The organism is Clostridium nigeriense (genome assembly GCF_050585245.1).
GTDB lineage: Bacteria > Bacillota > Clostridia > Clostridiales > Clostridiaceae > Clostridium > Clostridium nigeriense_A.
The window spans coordinates 347,007-366,880 of the sequence record NZ_JBNOOF010000002.1; the positions used below are offsets into that span (position 1 = coordinate 347,007).

A 19,874-nucleotide genomic window follows, 5' to 3' on the forward strand; every position below is an offset into this window, starting at 1 on the left:
TTGTAACGAATGTTACCGAGTTAATTAATTAATATCACTATAATATAGCCATAAGATAAATAATTAGATAGAAACAAGGGGGATTTGTTTTATGGAAAATAAGATGTTTTGTTTCCAATGTCAAGAAACAGCAGGATGTACTGGATGTACACAATTTGGAGTTTGTGGTAAGTCACCAGATTTAGCAAGAATGCAAGATCTATTAGTATATACAACCAAGGGATTATCTGAGGTTACAACAAGACTTAGAAAAGAAGGAAAAGAGATTTCAACTGAAATAAATCACTTTATTACATTAAATCTATTTACAACTATAACTAATGCTAACTTTGATGATGAAATATTCTATGAAAGAGTTAAAAGAGTTTTAGAAATAAAGGAAGACTTATTAAATAAGTTATCAAATAAAGAAGGATTATCAGAAGCTGCATTATGGACAGCAACTACAAGAGAAGAATATGATACAAAATCAAGAGAAGTTGGTGTATTAGCAACTAAGGATGAAGATATAAGAAGCTTAAGAGAGCTTATAACTTATGGATTAAAAGGTTTATCAGCATACATGAAGCATGCTAATGAATTAAGTTATGATAATGAAGAAATAAATGCTTATATGCAAGAAACTTTAGCTAAATTATTAAATGATAATTTAACAGTAGATGAATTAGTTGCTTTAACTTTAGAAACAGGTAAAGTTGGGGTAGACGGTATGGCTTTACTTGATAGTGCTAACACTGGAACCTATGGACACCCAGAAATGACAAAGGTTAATATAGGTGTTAGAAATAACCCAGGAATATTAGTTTCAGGTCATGACTTAAAGGATTTAGAACAGTTATTAGAGCAAACAAAAGGAACAGGAGTAGATGTTTATACTCACTCAGAAATGTTACCAGCTCATTACTATCCAGCATTTAAGAAATATGATCACTTCGTAGGAAACTATGGAAATGCATGGTGGAAGCAAAAAGAAGAATTCGAAAGCTTCAATGGACCGATTTTAATGACTACTAACTGTATAGTACCACCAAAGGATAGCTATAAGGATAGAGTTTTCACAACTGGAGCAGCAGGATTCCCAGGATGTAAGCATATACCTGGTATAGATGGACAAGTTAAAGATTTCTCAGAAATAATTGAGCTGGCTAAAGAATGTAAGGCTCCAACAGAAATAGAAAGAGGAGAAATCCTTGGAGGATTTGCTCATAATCAAGTAATGCAACTTGCAGACAAAGTTGTAGATGCTGTAAAATCAGGAGCTATTAAGAAATTCTTTGTAATGGCAGGATGTGATGGAAGAGCTAAGTCAAGAAATTACTATACTGATTTTGCAAAGGCTTTACCAGCAGATACTGTAATATTAACAGCAGGTTGTGCAAAATATAAATATAATAAATTAGATTTAGGTGATATTGGTGGAATCCCAAGAGTATTAGATGCAGGACAATGTAATGATTCATATTCATTAGCATTAATAGCTTTAAAGCTTAAAGAAGTATTTGAATTACAAGATATAAATGATTTACCAATAGCATTTAATATAGCTTGGTATGAACAAAAAGCTGTTATAGTATTATTATCATTACTATATCTTGGCGTTAAGAACATACACTTAGGACCAACATTACCAGCTTTCCTTTCACCAAATGTTGCAAAAGTATTAGTTGAAAACTTTGGAATTGGTGGAATAACTAATGTTGAAGATGATTTAAAAATGTTTTTAGCATAAAATCTTAAAGCCATTGTAAAACTAAAGTGCTTAGTTTTACAATGGCTTTTTTTTATACAATTTGTTAAACTTAAAAATAGAAAGAAAATGGTGGGTAATATACAGTTTTAAGCTTAGAAAATTATTGATGCTAACTAAATATAAGAAAGGAATAAGTTATGATAGAAGTTTTAAAAAATACCTGTTTTTTTAAGGGAATTTCAGAAAGTGAGATAGAGGATATCTTAAAAAGTGAGCTTTATTTAACAAGAGAATATAAGAAAAATGATGTAATAGCTAACCAAGGTGAGAAGTGTAATAGTTTATCTGTAATCCTTGAAGGAAAGGCTGTTATACAAACTATATATGAAAATGGCAAGGTACTAACTCTATCTAATTTTAATGTTAGTGATGTATTTGCAGAGGCTCTTTTATTCTCTAAAGATAGGGAATATCCTGCAACCGTTATGGCAGTTGAAGACTGTAAGGTATTATCCTTTCCTAAGAAAAGTGTTTTAGGAATAATGCAGAAGAATACTAAATTTGCAGAAAATATGTTAGAACTATTATCTCAGAAGATAGTTATATTAAATAGAAAAATTAATTTAATAGAATTAGACTCTATTAGAAGAAAAATATGCAAAATATTACTGGATAATTATAAAAAGTATAATAGTTATATTTATAAACTAGGATCTAAGAAAGAATTAGCAGAAGAACTTGGAATCCCGAGGCCATCACTTTCAAGGGAACTTATTAAGATGAAAGAGATGGGACTAATTGATTTTAACTTGAAAGAAATTAAAATTGTAGACCTTGAAGGTTTAGAGGATGAGTTTTTCATATAAATTTTTGAATAATAAAAAATGATTAGTCAAGCTCTAATATTTAGAACTTACTAATAATTTTTGGTATATATAAATTGTAAAGGGATAACCAGTTTATTTAATTATAATTATAGTTAAAAATTTAAACAAATAAACAGAATAAAAGTATAAAATTAATACAAAAAATATTAAACAAAACGATATACTTTTTATTTAATTTATGGTAGAATTATACTATAATATATTTAATGTGCTGAGAGATATAGAGATAAGCATGAAAATAAGATTTGCTCTTATTTTTATGCTTTTTTTGTTTTTTAGGAAATTATATAGTTGCACTTTTTTGTTGTTTAAAAGCTGAATATAAGGGTAATATAAATATAATTTAGGGAGGTATTTGTATGTATGATGTAGTAATTATTGGAGCTGGGGTTATAGGTGCTTCAATATTTAGAGAACTAACTAAATTTAATTTAAAAGTTGCAATATTAGAAAAAGAAAATGATGTAGCAATGGGAACTACAAAAGCAAACTCAGCAATAATCCATGCTGGATATGATCCGGAAAATGGAACATTAATGGCTAAGTACAATGTCATAGGAAATGAGATGTTTGAGGATTTAAGCAAGGAACTGTGTGTACCTTTTAAGAGAAACGGATCATTAGTTATTGCTTTTAATGAGGATGACATGAAAGTAATTAAGCATTTATATGAAAATGGAATTAAGAATAATGTAAAAGGATTGAAGATAATAAGCAAAGAAGAGGTTTTAGAGCTTGAAGCTAGTATTAGTGATAATATTGTTGGAGCCTTATATGCACCAACTGGTGGTATAGTTGGACCTTTTGAATATACAATAGCCTTAGTCGAAAATGGTGTTGAAAACGGAGGAGAAGTTAAGTTAAATGCTGAAGTAGCATCAATAACTAAGGATGAAGTATTTACAATTAAATTAAAGGATGATGAAGAAATAAAATCTAAGTATATAATAAACGCAGCAGGTGTATTTGCAGATAAAATTCACAATATGATTTGTGAGGAAAGTTTTAAGATTACTCCAATTAGAGGAGAATATTATGTTTTAGATAAAGATGAAGGAAAGAGTTTTAAGCATACTATTTTCCAATGTCCATCAAAGGTTGGTAAGGGAGTTTTAGTTACTCCAACAGTACATGGAAACTTAATTGTTGGACCTAATGCACAAGAAATAGATGATAAAGATTCACTTAAAAATACAGCAGAAGCATTAGAGTTTATAAGAGAAACTGCAACTAGAACTACAGACAAAATTAATTTTAGAAGTTCTATAAGAAATTTTGCGGGATTAAGAGCAGATGCAGATATAGGTGATTTTATTATAGAAGAAAACAATAAAGTGAAGGGTTTTATAGATGCTTCTGGTATGAAATCTCCAGGATTATCAGCAGCACCAGCTATTGCAAATGAAGTAGTTGAAATATTAAAAAACTCAGGACTTAACTTAGTTAAAAATGAAAGCTTTAATCCATATAGAAAACAAATTAGATTTATGGAGTTATCTATAGAAGAAAAAAGAGAGCTTATCAAAAAGAATAAAAATTATGGAAGAATAATTTGTAGATGTGAAGAAATAACAGAAGGAGAAATTATTGATGCCATAAAACGTTCCTTTGGTACTATTTCCTTAGATGGGGTAAAGAGAAGATGTAGACCAGGTATGGGAAGATGTCAAGGAGGTTTTTGTGGACCTCGTGTACAAGAAATAATTGCTAGAGAATTAAATATTCCGCTTGAGAGTATAGTTTTAGAAAAAGATGAATCTTATATTTTATCTGAAAAATCAAGATAGGAGGGGTATTATGATATATGATTTAATTGTAGTTGGGGGAGGCCCAGCGGGGTTAGCAGCTGCTTATGAGGCTTACCTTAATGGAGTTAATAATATTTTAATTATAGAAAGAGATAAGGAACTTGGAGGTATATTAAATCAATGTATTCATAATGGGTTTGGCCTTCATACATTTAAGGAAGAACTAACTGGCCCTGAATATGCAGATAGATTTATAAAACTTGTGAAATGTACAAATATAGAAGTTAAGCTAGATACTATGGTTTTAGAAATAGAAGAGGATAAAAAAATTCATGCTATAAATACTGAAGATGGATATATGATTTTAGAATCAAAATCAATTATATTAGCTATGGGATGTAGAGAAAGAACTAGAGGAGCCATTGGTATTCCAGGAGATAGGACATCAGGAATATTTACAGCTGGTGCGGCTCAAAGGTATATAAATATTGAAGGCTATATGCCAGGAAAAGAAGTTGTTATTTTAGGCTCTGGTGATATTGGATTAATTATGGCTAGAAGAATGACTTTAGAAGGAGCAAAAGTTAAGGCAGTAGTTGAACTCATGCCTTATTCGAATGGATTAAATAGAAATATTGTCCAATGTTTAAATGATTATGATATACCTCTTTATTTATCTCATACAGTTACAGAAATAATTGGAGATAAAAGATTAGAAAAGGTTATTATTTCAAAAGTAGATGAAAATAAGAAGCCTATTAAAGGTAGTGAGATAGAATTTACCTGTGATACATTACTTTTATCAGTAGGATTAATACCGGAAAATGAGTTATCTAAAAATGTGGGAGTTAGTTTAGATTATAGAACTAGCGGATTAGTAGTAACAGAAAGTATGGAAACTAATATTGATGGAATTTTTGCTTGTGGAAATGTAGTTCATGTTCATGATTTAGTTGACTTTGTAACCGAAGAAGCTAAGCATGCAGGAAAGGCAGTAGCTAAATATTTAAATAATAACTTAGAAAAGAAAAATTATATTAATATTAAAAATGGAAATGGGATTAATTATACTGTTCCTCAAAAAATATCTATTGATGATATAGAGGATAAATTAACTATTTTTATGAGAGTTAATAATGTTTATAAAGATAAGGTTTTAAAGATTACATCAGGAGAAAAGATAGTTCAAATATTAAAGAAAAAACACCTCGCTCCAGCAGAAATGGAAAGAGTTATATTAAAAAAGGATTTATTAAAGGATTTAAAAGATGATATAGTAATATCTTTAGAAGAAGGTAATTAGGGGGGGAGAAAAATGGAAAAAGAATTAATTTGTATATGTTGCCCCATGGGATGTCACTTAAAAGTAAATATAGAAGAAAATAAAGTTACAGGTAATGGCTGCAAAAGAGGAATAAATTATGGTTTAAGTGAATTAACAAATCCAGTTAGAGTTATAACGACAACAGTTAAAGTGAAAGATGGAGAGAATATTCTTCTGCCTGTTAAAACAAAGGGTGAGATTCAAAAGGGATTAATATTTAAGTGTATGGAAGAATTAAGGAATATAGAAGTAACTGCACCAATTAAAATAGGAGATATTATTGTATCAAATATTCTAAATACAGGAATAGATATTGTAAGCTGTAGAGATTGTTTAATTTTGCGAAGCAAAATTAAAAATTGATAATGCATAATTGCTAATGGATAATTAAGGATGTTTTGCACAGCAAAACTTAAATTCAATTGGTGCGAAGCACTTTTTATTAAAAATACTTTAGAATTTTTTCCTTAATTATGCATAATGCATCATCAATTATCCATTATAAAAATGCTCGCATTTTCATCTATATTGTAAAATTGACAAAAAACATTAGTAAGGATAAAATTATATTAACTTTTTTTGGATATAAAAAATAATTAGATGAAAGTAGGAGTTGAAGATTATGAAGGGTATTTTAACAGTAATTGGAAGAGATAAAGTTGGTATTATAGCTGGTGTTAGCAATGAATTATTAAGATTAAATATTAATATTTTAGATGTTAATCAAACCATAATGGACAAGTATTTTACAATGATAATGATGTTAGATTTAAAGGATTCAAATTCAAACTTTGATGAAATTAAGAGTTCATTAGTTTCTAAGGGAGAAGAATTAGGAGTTGAAGTTAAAATACAAAGAGAAGAAATATTTAATTCAATGCATACGCTATAATTGTAGGATGGGGAGGTTAAGATATGAATAGTAATAACATATTAGAAACAATAAAGATGATAGAAGAAGAAAAACTAGATATAAGAACTATAACTATGGGAATATCTTTATTAGATTGTATAGATTCAGATGGCGATAAGGCTAGAGAAAAAATATATAATAAAATCGTAAATAGTGCTAAAGATTTAGTTAAAGTTGGAAAAGAAATTGAAAATGAATTTGGAATACCAATAGTAAATAAGAGGGTTTCAGTTACACCAATTTCTATAATTGCTGGAGCCACTGATGAAAAAGATTATGTTAAGTTTGCAGAAACTCTAGATAAGGCTGCTGAAGCTTTAGGTGTAGATTTTATAGGTGGATTTTCTGCCTTAGTTCAAAAAGGATATACTAAGGGTGATAAGATACTTATTAACTCTATACCAGAGGCATTAGCAAAAACTAGTAAAGTATGTTCATCTGTAAATGTGGGTTCATCTAGATGTGGAATAAATATGGATGCAGTTAAAGAAATGGGTGAAATAATCAAAAAAACTGCTGAATATACAAAAGATACTAAAGGTTTTGGATGTGCTAAGCTTGTAGTATTTTGTAATGCGGTAGAAGATAATCCATTTATGGCTGGAGCTTTCCATGGTGTTGGTGAAGCTGATAAAGTAATTAGTGTAGGAGTAAGTGGACCTGGAGTTGTTCAAAGGGCTTTAGAAAAAGTTAAAGGTGAGTCTTTCGATGTAGTAGCGGAAACTATAAAGAAGACGGCATTTAAAATAACAAGAATGGGCCAATTAGTAGCAAAGGAAGCATCTGAAAGATTAGGAGTACCATTTGGAATAGTAGATTTATCATTAGCACCAACTCCAGCAGTAGGAGATTCTGTTGCTCATATATTAGAAGAAATGGGACTTGAAGTAGTAGGAACCCATGGAACTACAGCAGCATTAGCTTTATTAAATGATGCTGTTAAAAAAGGTGGAGTTATGGCATGTAGTCATGTTGGAGGATTAAGTGGAGCATTTATTCCAGTATCAGAAGATTCAGGAATGATAGATGCTGTATTGAATGGATCTTTAAATTTAGAAAAATTAGAAGCTATGACTGCAATTTGTTCAGTAGGATTAGATATGATAGCTGTACCGGGAGATACCCCAGCAGAAACTATAGCAGCTATGATTGCAGACGAGTCAGCAATAGGTATGATTAATAATAAGACAACTGCAGTAAGAGTTATTCCAGCTCCAGGATGTAAAGTAGGAGACTTAGTTGAATTTGGAGGATTGTTAGGAACTGCTCCAGTAATGCCTGTTAATAAATATTCATCATCTTTATTTATTGCTAGAGGTGGTAGAATACCTGCTCCGATTCATTCATTTAAAAATTAATATGAGAAATTTAAAATACGTATCAAAGCAAGGCTCAAATATTAAACCTAATGAAGATAAGATAACTATATTAGATGGAGCAGCTTGGGTATTAGATGGAGCTACAGGTATTACAGGAAAAAGAGTTACAGATAAGGAAACAGATGCACTCTGGTATGTAGAATTTATAAATAATTATTTAAAAGAAAATATAAAATCTTCTAAAAGTCTTAAAGAGATAATGAAATGTGCAATTAAAGAAGTAAAGAAAAGTTATAGTAAGTTTAATGGATATAAGAACTTAGAAAAAGTAGATTATCCATGTGCTGCTATAGCTCTAGTAAGATTTACTGAGAGAGAGCTTGAATACTTTGTTCTTGGAGATTGTACACTTATATTAAAGGAAAAAGGAAAAAATCCAGTAGAAATAGTTAATAAAAAGTTAATAGAGTTAGAAGAGTATATTTTAAATAGAATGGTAAAAGTAGCAAAGGAAAATAAAATCTCAATTTTAGAAGCTAGGAAGCATTGTGATGATGAGGTACTTAAGGTTAGAAAAAAGAAAAATACATCAGATGGATATTGGATATTAGAACTAAATGAAGAAGCTATAGATAAAGCTTTATATGGTAAAATTTTAATATCTGAAGAATTAGATATTTGTTTAACATCCGATGGATTTTCTCAGTACTATGATACTTTTAATCTAGCTAAAGGATATGATGAATTTATAAACATAGTAAAAAGTATAAATATAAATGATGTATATAATAACTTATATGATAGTCAAGAAAAAGATAATGAATGCAATTTATTTCCAAGACTTAAGAAGAGGGATGATTCTAGTATAATATTCTTTACCATTTAGAGAATAATCTTAAATAGAGATGAAATAAAAATAGTAATATAGAAATTTGAAGTATGTATAATTTATTAAATAATAAAAAGCCTAGATAAGGAATTTCCTTAAACTAGGCTTTTTTTACTTATTAGCTAGTGGTAGAGAAATATAATTTTTTACTGTTTCTAAAACAGAGTCATCTCCAACATATACAATTATATCTCTTTCATTTATTATAAAATATGGTCCTGGTGATAAGAACATATCTCCATTTCTTTTAACGGCAATAATAGTAGCTTTTGTATTGTGCCAAAAGTCTAACGCACCTATGCTTTTCCCTACAGCAATACTATCTTTTTCAACTATGCTTTCAAAAGGAATAATAGAACCAACGTTTCTAAGCTGAGTTGCAAATTCAATTATTGAATTAATATTTTTTTCTAATTTATCATCTATTTCTTTTCTCTTTTTTATTAGCTCAAAAGTTTCATTATTTAAATATGTAAAATCTGATTTAGTCTTGAATTTATTTAAAAACTCTTTTGCTGAGATTTTGTCATTAATTATAATTCCACTTTTTTCGTTAATAGTAACAACATTCATATCTTTAAGTAGAGCTAATGACCTTCTAATAGTCTCAGGAGATACATTATATATACTAACTAAAGTTGTTCTACCTGTTATTTTTTCACCTTCAATAAATTCATTATTTATAATTCTATAAGCTATATCTATAGCTATTTTTATGTAGTTAGGTGTTTTGGTTTGTTTAGACAAGATTATCCACTCCTTTACATACAAATTCTAGCACATAAAGGTATAAAGTAAAACATTAATTAGTTTATATATGTAAAATAAAGAAAATATAATAAATAAAGAGAATAATTATTATTTTTAAGTAGATAATTTTAATATATAAACAGTTATTTAATGTAAATTTATATATTTAACTTATTACTTTAAATGGCTATTTCATTGAATTTGAATTTTACTTAGCCTATAATTGAAAGAGAAAATTAAGATAGAGGTAATTTGTATGGAGAAAGAAGGTTTAAGATTAGAAAGAGAGATTCTTAAGGATAAAAGAAAAAAGATAAATGAAGAACTTATAGAAAAGAAAAGAAGTTATGAATTTATCGATGAAAAACTTAAAACTTTAAGAAAAGAAGCAAAAGGAAGCTATAGCGAAGAAAAAGAAACTACAGAAAAAATATATTCTGTATTAAGAAAAGATATTCAAAATTATGAAGAAGCAATTAAGGTCCCTTACTTTGGAAGAGTAGATTTTAGGGAAGTAAAGGGAGAAAATGAAAATATCTATATTGGTAAACAGTCAGTAAGTTCAAGTCTAGATGGAGAAGAAATAGTAGTAGATTGGAGAACTCCAGTAGCAGATCTTTATTATAGTGGTACTGGTGGATATGCATATTATAAATCACCAAATGGAATAATAGAAGGTAACTTGTCTTTAAAAAGAAAATTTTTATTTAAAGAAGACTCACTACAAGAAATATTTGATGAAGGAATTAACGAAATAATAGTAAAAAGTGGATTAGAAGAAAATGATTTAGTAGATGAATTTTTAAAGATTAATCTAGAAGAAAGTAGAGGGAAAAAGTTAAAGGAAGTAGTAGCAACTATTCAAAAAGAACAAAATGATATTATAAGATGGCCTAAGAATTTACCTATTATAGTACAAGGATCAGCAGGTTCAGGTAAGACAACAGTTGCTTTACATAGACTAGCTTATTTAATTTATAGATACTCAGAAACTATAAGAGGGAAAGATATATTAGTTTTAGCACCTAATAAATTATTTTTAGATTATATTTCAGATATACTTCCAAACTTAGGAGTAGATGAAGTAAATCAAACTACATTTCAAGATTTATCTCTAAAACATTTGAAATCTAGATATAAAATTAAGGGTAAGGATGATAAAATAAGAGAAATAATTGAATGTAATGATTTTGAGAAATGTAGGTTTATTGTAAATTCATCTAAGATTAAAGGAACATTAGCCTTTAAGTCTATAATAGATAGATATATTTCTTTATTAGAAAGTGCTTCTGTAGAGATAGATGATATTACTATAGATAATTATGTTTTATTTGGTAAGAGAGAGATAATGAGGCTTTATTTAAAGGATCTAAAGTCATATCCAATTAATAAAAGAAAAGATGAAATAAAGAGGTATTTAAATTTAAAGCTTAAAGAAAAAATTGAGATTCTTTGTCTTCAAGTAGATTTAGATTGGGATATAAAAATTAAGGAAGTTAAAAGAGAAATTGAAGATGGTGACAAAAGAAGAGAAAAGCTTATTAAAGTTTATTCAGAAAGAGACAGTATCAAGGATAATATAAAAAATAACTCTAAAAAAATTATGAATGAGTATTTTAAGAACTGGAGAGGAATAACCTCAAAAGATATATATTTTGATCTATTTAGAAATGAAGAATTTTTTGAAATTGCTTCATTAGGTAATATCCCTGAAGAACTTTCTGAATTTATGAGGGAAGAAATAGAAATTAACAATAGTAAAGGAATAATAGACGAAGATGATTTAGCCCCATTGTTATATATAAATATGCTTTTAGAGGGAGTTGAAGAAAAAGAAAAATATTCACATATTGTAGTAGATGAAGCTCAAGATTATAATCCATTTCAAGTATATCTAATAAATAAATTAACTAAGGGAAATTCTTTAACATTAGTTGGTGATATTGCTCAAGGAATTTATTACTATAAAGGTTTAAAGAATTGGGAAGATATAGTGGATAAAGTATTTGAAGGGAAAGCTACATATATTCAACTAACACAAAGTTATAGATCTACTGTAGAAATAATAGATTTTGCAAATGGTGCTTTAGAAGCACAAAAGTTGAATTTAAAAAATGCAAAACCTGTTTTAAGACATGGAGAAAAGCCTGAAATTATTAAATGTAATGAGTCAAAGGAAGCTGCTAAAAAAATAGAAGAAATAGTTTATGAAGTTAATAATAAAGGTAAAAAAAGTATAGCTATTATTACTAAGACTTTAGAAGAAGGGAAAGGCTTGGAAAAACTTATTAAAAAGGTAACCAATCTAAAAATTTCCTTAGTAAAAGGCAATGAAAAAGAAAATAATGAAGATATAATAATAATTCCATCTTATTTAACTAAGGGATTAGAATTTGATGCAACTATAATATATAATCCAAGTGAATTTCTTTATAAAGACAATATACTAGATCAAAGGCTTCTATATGTTTCACTAACAAGAGCTTTACATTATGAATATTTAATTGAAATTGATAATTTAACTAAATTGATAAAACCTTAGATTTTAAAAACTAACTTAAAGTGCATTATAAAGTAGGAATATACAATAAATAGTCGAATTTTATATTTGTTTGACTAGTAATTTCATGGTAAAATATTACTGAGGAAATGAACTACTAGATTAAAATTGGAGGCAGGGAAATGTTACAGGAAAAATTAAAGGAAAATATCTATTGGGTTGGAGTTAAAGACCCTAAATTAAAAGTGTTTGATATAATAATGGAAACAAAAAAAGGAACAACCTATAACTCCTATGTAATTAATGATGAGAAGGTTGCAGTAGTTGATACTGTAAAAACTGGATTTTATGATGAATTTAAAAAAAATTTAGAATCTGTTATTGGAGATAAAAAAGTCGATTATATTATAGTTCAGCATACTGAATTAGATCATAGTGGCTCTCTAATTAAATTAATTTCAGATTATCCAGAAGCAAAGATAGTTGGAACAAAAGCAGCTATAACTTATTTAAAAAACATTTTAAATAGAGAGTTTGAATATGTTGAAGCTAGAGAAGAAATAAATCTTGGAGAAACTACTCTTAAATTCATTACAGCACCAAATTTACATTGGCCTGATACAATGTTCACTTATGTAAAAGAAAGAAAATTATTATTTACATGTGATTTTACTGGATCACACTATTGTCCTGAAGGTGGTATTACCTCAAGTTTAAACGAAGATTACTTTGTTGAAATGAAGTATTATTTTGATTGTATTATGGGACCATTTAAGAGATTTGTATTAATGGGACTAGATAAAATCAAAGACTTAGACATTGAATGTATTGCCACAAGTCATGGCCCTGTACACGTTGAAAATATTGATAAGATACTAAATCTTTATAGAGAATGGGCAACAGAAGAAAAAATAGATGATAAAAAGGTAGAAATCTTCTATATTTCAGCTTATGGAAATACAGAAGATATGGCTAAATTCCTTAAAGAAAAAGTTGAAGCTAAAGGATATAAGGCTGATATTACAGAAATAACTTCAATTCCATTAGAGGAGAGTATAGCAAAAATAGAAAAAGCTAAGGGATTTATGATTGGATCTCCTACAATAAATCAAGATGCAGTTAAGCCATCTTGGGATTTATTATCTCTAGTTAGCCCTATCGTTAATAGAGGAAAAGCAGCGTTAGCTTTTGGTTCATTTGGCTGGAGCGGAGAAGGTGTAAAGATGCTTACAGCTAGACTTAAGGATTTAAAACTTAAAACTGTAGAGCCAGGTTTATCTTTCTGTTTTGTCCCTTCAGAAGAAGATTATAAAAATGCAGAGGAAGCAGTAAATAAATTTATAGAATTAATGTAATAAAAAAGTGTAACTATTAATTTTGCTTATTCCGTCGCTATTCTCCAAGTCATCACAAAATTAATAGTTACACTTCAAAGCTGAAGGAAGGAAATTATAAAATGTTATTCATAGGGTAACATATTTATAATTTCCTAAAGAATAAGAAGGTTGTTAAGAAGCTATTTTTATATGGTTTCTCAACAACCTTTTACTTTTTTTAGACTGTCATTAGTTAATTATAATACTCATATAATAAAATGTATTTATATAAAATAATTTATTTTCAAATTTTATTCCCTAAACAGCTATTAAAAGAATATCTATATAATAAATAACTATCAAAGGGGGGGAACTGCTTCTAAAATTTGCAAAAGCAATTTGAGGGTAGGAAGATTATGAAAAAAGAGTTGACTTCACAAGAAGTAAAATTTAATTTTAACTTTAAAGAAAGTAGACTAGAAGGTAGTGTAACAATGATACCTGAAATAGATGGAGAGTATGAAAAAATAGGAAGAGCTCTTGATATTAAAAAAGAGGGCTATAATATTTATTTAATAGATTCATTTTCTAAAGAAAAACTAATGAAACTTCAAGCTTATATAAGGGAGCAGTACAAGTATTTAGAACCTCCAAAAGATATTTGCTATATAGTATTAGAAGATTATAAAAAACCAGAAGTTTTATTTGTGTCTAATGGTAATGGCAAAAAGTTAAAAGATGCAGTTCAAGAAGTAAGAAATAATTATATAGACTTAGTAGAAGAATTTTATAATTCTTCTACAGAAGATGAAAAAGATGAATTAATTGAAGAAATACAAAATAAGAGGAACTCTTATGTAAGCGAATTGATGGAAATGGCTAAAAAAGAAAATTTTGAAGTAAAAGTTACTAATAAAGGCTTTGCATTTATACCTCTAATAAATGGAAAAGTAATTAGTGAAAGAGAATATGACAATTTAGAAAGAGAGAAGAAAGAAGTAATAGTAGCAAAGGCTACGGTATTAAAGAAAAAGGCAGAAGTAATATTAGGAAAGATTAAAGAAATTGAAGTAAAATCCATAACAAAGTTAAAAGAAATATATAGTGATTTTTTAACAAAGGAAATGGAAGATTTAAAAGATGAAATATTATTTCAGTTTATAGATGATGATAATTCCTATGAATATTTAGAAAGGTTATTTATTTTGCTGGAAAAAGAGATTATAGAATGTTATAGCATGGATATAGATGAGGATGAAGAAAAATTATATGAGGTTATTAATAAGTTTGAGATACATTTATTAGTGGATAATAGTATGCTTCATAATCCACCAATAATATATGAAGAAGATCCAAGTGTTAATAATTTACTTGGCTTTTTAGAATATGAGAATCATAATGGTGTTTATACTACAGATATAGATTTAATCAATTCAGGTTCTTTATTAAAGGCTAATGGAGGTTGCTTAATAATACGGATGAATGCATTAATAAGTAATGGATACTCTTATTATCATTTGAAAAAGGCTTTAATGACAAATAAGATAACTTACGATGCTTCAAAGTCATATTTAGATATAATATCTATTAACCCCCTTAAGCCACAACCAATACCTATAAATGTTAAGGTAATATTAATAGGTGATATGGAAACTTATGATACATTATATAATTTTGATGAAGATTTTGGAAGACTATTTTCATTAAGAGCTGAATTCTATCCTATAGTTGAGGCTAATGCAAATGTCACTAACTATGTTAATAAGTCTATTGATAGTAAGATAAAAGATAATAATTTAATGCCAATTACAAAAGAAGGAAGAAATGAAGTTATAAAATATCTATCAAGAAGCGCTAGTAGAAAGACAAAGATAAATGTAGATACAGTAGAGATAGATAAAATAATTATTTTAGCAAATGATAATGCTAAAAAAAGAAGAGCTTTGCTTATTGATGGTGAAGATATAAGAAAAATTGCTTATTCTAAGGAGAGAATTGAGGAAGAATATGATAAGCTGTATGAAGAGAATAAAATACTGATTTCTGTAAAAGGGAGTAGGGTTGGTGTAGTTAACGGTTTATCTGTTTTAGATACTGGATATCATTCCTTTGGTAAGCCAGTTAGGATAACTTGTGTTACTCAGAAAGGAAATGGAAAAATAGTTGATATCCATAAAGAAAGTAGATTAAGTGGGAAAATTCATGAAAAATCTATAAATATTTTAAGGGGGTTATTAGGTAATATATTAGGACCTTATGAAGATATTCCAGTAGATTTTTATTTAAGCTTTGAGCAATCTTATGGAATGATTGATGGGGATAGTGCGTCTGTTGCAGAAACAATATGTATGTTATCAGCTTTAACCAAGAGGCCTATAAATCAAAATATCTCTGTAACTGGATCTATAAATCAATTAGGGGAAGTTCAAGCGATTGGTGGAGTAAATGAAAAAATAGAGGGATTTTTTAGAGTTTGTGAATTTTTAGAAAGCTATAAGGATAAGGGAGTATTAATACCTTCTTCAAATAAAGATGAATTAATATTAATGCCGGAAGTAGAGAAAGCAATTGAAGATGGAGACTTTCATATATATGTTATGGATACTTTAGAAGATGCAATAGAAACTTTAATTTTAAAAGATAATGAAAGTATAGAGGATTTCTATATATCATTAAATGAAGAATTAAAAAAGTATAAAAATAAAAAAGAAAATAAATAGTTAATTATCAAAGAATTAGTATGATGTTCCATATTAATTCTTTTTTATTTATTATTTTAATTTAAAATTCATAAATATGTTTGACTATGAATAAACTAATATGTTAAAATTATGGAAAAAGAAGGAAATTATTAAGGCTGTGGAGGAGGTGGCGACTCTAAGGCAAATAGCGTTAGAGTAGATTGTATGTATCTAAAGTTTGATAAAAAAGGTGATAAGCTAATTATAAATTTAATGGGAGAGCTTGATCATCATAGTGCCGAAGAGGTTAGAGTTAAGATCGATGATAGGATTGATAGAGATAACATAAAAAAAGTTATATTAAATTTTAGTGGTGTAACTTTTATGGACAGTTCAGGAATTGGAGTTGTAATTGGAAGATATAAAAAAATGCAAAATAGAAGTGGAAAGTTATGTGTGGCTGAAATAAATAGAACAGTAAATAAAGTTTTTGAAATCTCTGGTATGTATAAGATAATAGATGTTTATAGAGATATAGATGAAGCCATAGTGAATATTTAGTGGAGGGTTTAAAATGGTAGATAATAAAATTAGTATTGAATTAATGAGTAAATCCCAAAATGAGGGTTTTGCAAGAGTTGCAGTAGCTGCTTTTGTATCTCAATTAGACCCAACGGTTGAAGAGTTAACAGATGTAAAAACTGCTGTATCAGAAGCTGTAACAAATTCTATAATTCATGGTTATGAAAATAAAAAAGAGGGCATAATCAAAATAGAGGCAAGTATCAGTGGAGATGAAATAACTATAATTATTGAAGATAATGGTAAAGGAATTAAAGATATTAAACAAGCGATGGAACCATTATATACTTCTAAGCCTGAACTTGAGAGGTCTGGAATGGGATTTACTGTTATGGAAACCTTTATGGATAGTTTAGAAGTTAGTAGTGAATGTGGAAAAGGTACAAAAGTTGTTATGAAGAAGAAATTTAATACAGTAAGTTAGGTGAAGTAGATGGAAAATGGAAGTGTAAGAAAAGAGGTGTACAATTACGAAGAAAATTCACAATTAATACCTCTAGCCAAAGCAGGTAATCAAGATGCCATGAACAAAGTTATTGAAATGAATTTACCTCTTGTATCATCCATTAGTAAAAAATTTCTAAATAGAGGGTATGATTATGAAGATATATTTCAAATAGGATCTATTGGCTTAGTCAAGGCTATAAATAACTTTGATGAAAAATTTAATGTAAAGTTCTCTACTTATGCAGTTCCTATGATAATAGGAGAAATAAAAAGATTCATTAGAGATGATGGGATGATAAAGGTTAGTAGAAATGTTAAAAGTTTAGCGAGAAAGCTTCATTTTGATAGAGAAGAACTAACTAAAAAATTAAATAGAGATCCAACAATTGAAGAATTATCTGAATATTCAGGTATAGAGAAAGAAGAAATTTTATTTGCTATAGAATCTTCAGTAAATATGCAATATCTCTATGATACTATTCACCAAGATGATGGGGCTCCAGTTTTGCTAATTGATAAATTAAGTGAAAAGGGAGAAGATGACAGTGATATGATAAACAAAATTGCACTTAAGGAAGCATTACGCAGCTTAGATAGTAAATCAAGGCAAATAATAATGCTTAGATATTTTAAAGATCAGACTCAGGTGCAAGTTGCAAAGATGCTTGGAATTAGCCAAGTTCAGGTTTCTAGAATAGAGAAAAAGGTATTAGGATTAATGAGAGAAAAGCTGCAGGAATAAATGTTTATTTAAAAAGCCTTTAAATTTGAGGCTTTTTTTTCGTATAAAAAATTCCAGTGTTATATTTAAAGTAAGTGGAATAATAAAACTATACAATTATAGAAAGGAGTAATATTATGCCTAATAAGAAATTACCTAGTGAGCAACAATTATTTCAAAAGTTTAAAACCATCACAGATCAGACAAATCCAAAGCCGAAAATTGTTAGAAACTGTTCAAGGGCTTTTTTGGTTGGAGGAGCCATTTGCACTATAGGGCAAATATTTCAAGAGCTATTATTGAAATATGGATTTCCTGAGGAAGATGTTAAGATGTTACTTCCTATAATTATGGTGTTTTTAGGAGCGTTATTAACTGGAGTTGGAATATATGATAAAATTGCATCTTATGCTGGGGCAGGTACAGTGGTTCCAATAACAGGATTCTCTAATGCTATAGTTGCTCCAGCTATAGAGTTTAAAAAAGAAGGTTTTATATTTGGAGTAGCAGCCAAAATGTTTACTATAGCAGGACCGGTATTAGTATATGGAATAGGAAGTTCAGTAATTGTAGGAATTATTTATTATATAATACAACTATTAACTTAAGAAAGGTGAGTAGTTATGAGTAACAATACAAAAATAAAAAAGATAGGAAAACAAACTGTAAAGCTTGTTCATCCTCCTAAAATTGTAGCAACTTATTCAATTGTTGGACCAAAAGAAGGCGAAGGACCATTAGGAAATTATTTTGATGAAATTTTAAATGATGATTTATTTGGAAAAGAAAGTTTTGAAAAAGCTGAAAGTGAAATGTTATATACAGCAATTACATCAGCAATAAATCGTGCTAATTTAACAGAAGATGATATAGATTATTTATTTGCAGGAGATCTTTTAAATCAATTAGGATCATCTTCTTTTGCAGCAAGAAAATTAAACATACCTTTCTTTGGATTATATGGCGCTTGTTCTACTATGTCTGAATCATTGAGTGTTGCATCTATGATGTTAGATGGAGGATTTGCAAATTATGTAGTTGCAGCAACTTCATCACACTTTAGTTCTGCAGAAAGACAGTTTAGATTTCCATTAGAATATGGAGCTCAAAGAAGTCCTTTAGCCCAATGGACAGTTACTGGAGCGGGTGCTATGGTACTTGCAAAAGAAGGGGATTTTCCAGAAGTTACTCATATAACAACTGGTGTAGTTAAAGATTATGGAATAAAAGATCCAAATAATATGGGAGCTGCTATGGCTCCAGCAGCTGTAGATACAATATCAATACATTTTAAAGATACAGGAAGAGATCCAAGTTATTATGATGCTATAGTAACTGGAGATTTGGGAAAAGTGGGAAAAGAAATAATAAGTAAATTACTTTTAGAATATGGTTATGACATTAGAGAAAATTATTTTGACTGTGGAGACATGATATACGATGATACAATTCAAAAAACAGATTCAGGTGGAAGTGGATGTGGATGTTCTGCAGTTGTATCATCAGGATATTTCTATAAAAAGATGATCAGAAAAGAAGTTAAAAATATGTTGCTAGTTTCAACAGGAGCACTAATGAGTACTACGTCATCTTTACAAGGAGAAAGTATTCCAGGAATTGCACATGCAGTTGCAATTGAATTTAAGCAATAGGAAGGAGAAGGTCGTTATGCAATATGTTAACGCTTTTATAGTAGGTGGTTTTATATGTGTTATAGGTCAAGTGCTTATGGATACAACTAAGTTAACTCCTGCTAGAATATTGGTGATTTTTGTGACTGCGGGAGTTGCATTAGGTGCTTTTGGAATATATGATAAATTAGTAGCTATAGGAGGTGCAGGAGCAAGTGTTCCTTTACCTGGTTTCGGAAATTCATTAGCTAAAGGAGCTATAAAAGCAGTGGAAGAAAAGGGATTAATAGGAGCTTTTACAGGTGGAATAACAGGAACAGCTGCAGGAATAACAGCAGCAATATTCTTTGGATATATTATGGCATTAATATTTAATCCAAAGACAAAATCCTAAGTTAAGTGAAGCTCTAAATCTTTGATTTAGTTAGCTGAACTTACTCCTACGAACGAAGTGAGTAGTGAGTTTCCTTTATAAT

The 19,874-nt window shown here is 28.7% G+C and carries 18 protein-coding genes; 17 read left to right on the forward strand and 1 reads right to left on the reverse strand.

The window, feature by feature from the left end; translation table 11 throughout:
- The first annotated feature begins 91 nt into the window (after positions 1-91).
- The 8 genes from hcp to ACQPUY_RS05010 all read left to right on the forward strand — a co-directional run bounded on the left by hcp (position 92) and on the right by ACQPUY_RS05010 (position 8,767).
- A complete protein-coding gene (gene hcp, locus ACQPUY_RS04975; RefSeq protein ID WP_430839868.1) occupies positions 92-1,729 on the forward strand; it encodes a hydroxylamine reductase in 1,638 nt (545 codons plus the stop codon).
- A 158-nt stretch (positions 1,730-1,887) separates the two neighbouring features.
- Positions 1,888-2,556: a Crp/Fnr family transcriptional regulator gene (locus ACQPUY_RS04980; protein ID WP_430839870.1), complete on the forward strand. Its 669-nt coding sequence runs from the start codon at positions 1,888-1,890 to the stop codon at positions 2,554-2,556.
- A 380-nt stretch (positions 2,557-2,936) separates the two neighbouring features.
- Positions 2,937-4,364: an NAD(P)/FAD-dependent oxidoreductase gene (locus ACQPUY_RS04985; protein ID WP_430839872.1), complete on the forward strand. Its 1,428-nt coding sequence runs from the start codon at positions 2,937-2,939 to the stop codon at positions 4,362-4,364.
- Positions 4,365-4,374: 10 nt separating this feature from the next.
- Positions 4,375-5,628, forward strand: coding sequence for an NAD(P)/FAD-dependent oxidoreductase (locus ACQPUY_RS04990; protein WP_430839874.1), 1,254 nt, complete (start codon positions 4,375-4,377; stop codon positions 5,626-5,628).
- A gap of 12 nt (positions 5,629-5,640) precedes the next feature.
- Positions 5,641-6,012, forward strand: a complete 372-nt coding sequence (locus ACQPUY_RS04995; protein ID WP_430839876.1) for a DUF1667 domain-containing protein — start codon at positions 5,641-5,643, stop codon at positions 6,010-6,012.
- 259 nt (positions 6,013-6,271) lie between these two features.
- On the forward strand, positions 6,272-6,541 hold the full coding sequence (locus ACQPUY_RS05000; RefSeq protein ID WP_430839878.1) for an ACT domain-containing protein: 270 nt from the start codon (positions 6,272-6,274) through the stop codon (positions 6,539-6,541).
- Positions 6,542-6,564: 23 nt separating this feature from the next.
- On the forward strand, positions 6,565-7,920 hold the full coding sequence (locus ACQPUY_RS05005) for a PFL family protein (RefSeq protein WP_430839879.1): 1,356 nt from the start codon (positions 6,565-6,567) through the stop codon (positions 7,918-7,920).
- Position 7,921: 1 nt separating this feature from the next.
- Positions 7,922-8,767, forward strand: coding sequence for a protein phosphatase 2C domain-containing protein (locus ACQPUY_RS05010; RefSeq protein ID WP_430839881.1), 846 nt, complete (start codon positions 7,922-7,924; stop codon positions 8,765-8,767).
- Between the two features lie 114 nt (positions 8,768-8,881).
- Here the strand turns inward: ACQPUY_RS05010 and ACQPUY_RS05015 are convergent, their stop codons facing one another.
- Complete coding sequence (locus ACQPUY_RS05015; protein ID WP_430839883.1) at positions 8,882-9,517, reverse strand: TrkA C-terminal domain-containing protein; 636 nt, start codon at positions 9,515-9,517, stop codon at positions 8,882-8,884.
- Between the two features lie 259 nt (positions 9,518-9,776).
- Between ACQPUY_RS05015 and helD the strand changes: the two genes are divergently transcribed.
- The 9 genes from helD to spoVAE all read left to right on the forward strand — a co-directional run bounded on the left by helD (position 9,777) and on the right by spoVAE (position 19,792).
- The gene (gene helD, locus ACQPUY_RS05020; protein WP_430839885.1) at positions 9,777-12,062 is read left to right on the forward strand and encodes an RNA polymerase recycling motor HelD; all 2,286 of its coding nucleotides are present in this window, start codon (positions 9,777-9,779) and stop codon (positions 12,060-12,062) included.
- A 140-nt stretch (positions 12,063-12,202) separates the two neighbouring features.
- Positions 12,203-13,375 carry an FprA family A-type flavoprotein gene (locus ACQPUY_RS05025; protein ID WP_430839887.1) on the forward strand — a complete coding sequence of 391 codons (1,173 nt, stop codon included), beginning with the start codon at positions 12,203-12,205 and terminating at the stop codon, positions 13,373-13,375.
- A 377-nt stretch (positions 13,376-13,752) separates the two neighbouring features.
- Positions 13,753-16,056 (forward strand): AAA family ATPase, encoded by a 2,304-nt coding sequence (locus ACQPUY_RS05030; protein ID WP_430839889.1) that lies wholly within the window; start codon positions 13,753-13,755, stop codon positions 16,054-16,056.
- A 186-nt stretch (positions 16,057-16,242) separates the two neighbouring features.
- Positions 16,243-16,578 (forward strand): anti-sigma F factor antagonist, encoded by a 336-nt coding sequence (gene spoIIAA / locus ACQPUY_RS05035; protein ID WP_430839891.1) that lies wholly within the window; start codon positions 16,243-16,245, stop codon positions 16,576-16,578.
- Positions 16,579-16,591: 13 nt separating this feature from the next.
- On the forward strand, positions 16,592-17,023 hold the full coding sequence (gene spoIIAB / locus ACQPUY_RS05040) for an anti-sigma F factor (RefSeq protein WP_430839893.1): 432 nt from the start codon (positions 16,592-16,594) through the stop codon (positions 17,021-17,023).
- A gap of 9 nt (positions 17,024-17,032) precedes the next feature.
- Positions 17,033-17,788, forward strand: a complete 756-nt coding sequence (gene sigF / locus ACQPUY_RS05045) for an RNA polymerase sporulation sigma factor SigF (protein ID WP_430839895.1) — start codon at positions 17,033-17,035, stop codon at positions 17,786-17,788.
- Between the two features lie 116 nt (positions 17,789-17,904).
- Positions 17,905-18,375 (forward strand): stage V sporulation protein AC, encoded by a 471-nt coding sequence (spoVAC, locus tag ACQPUY_RS05050; RefSeq protein ID WP_430839897.1) that lies wholly within the window; start codon positions 17,905-17,907, stop codon positions 18,373-18,375.
- 15 nt (positions 18,376-18,390) lie between these two features.
- Positions 18,391-19,419: a stage V sporulation protein AD gene (gene spoVAD / locus ACQPUY_RS05055; RefSeq protein WP_430839899.1), complete on the forward strand. Its 1,029-nt coding sequence runs from the start codon at positions 18,391-18,393 to the stop codon at positions 19,417-19,419.
- Between the two features lie 16 nt (positions 19,420-19,435).
- Positions 19,436-19,792 carry a stage V sporulation protein AE gene (gene spoVAE, locus ACQPUY_RS05060; protein ID WP_430839901.1) on the forward strand — a complete coding sequence of 119 codons (357 nt, stop codon included), beginning with the start codon at positions 19,436-19,438 and terminating at the stop codon, positions 19,790-19,792.
- The last annotated feature ends 82 nt before the right edge of the window (positions 19,793-19,874 follow it).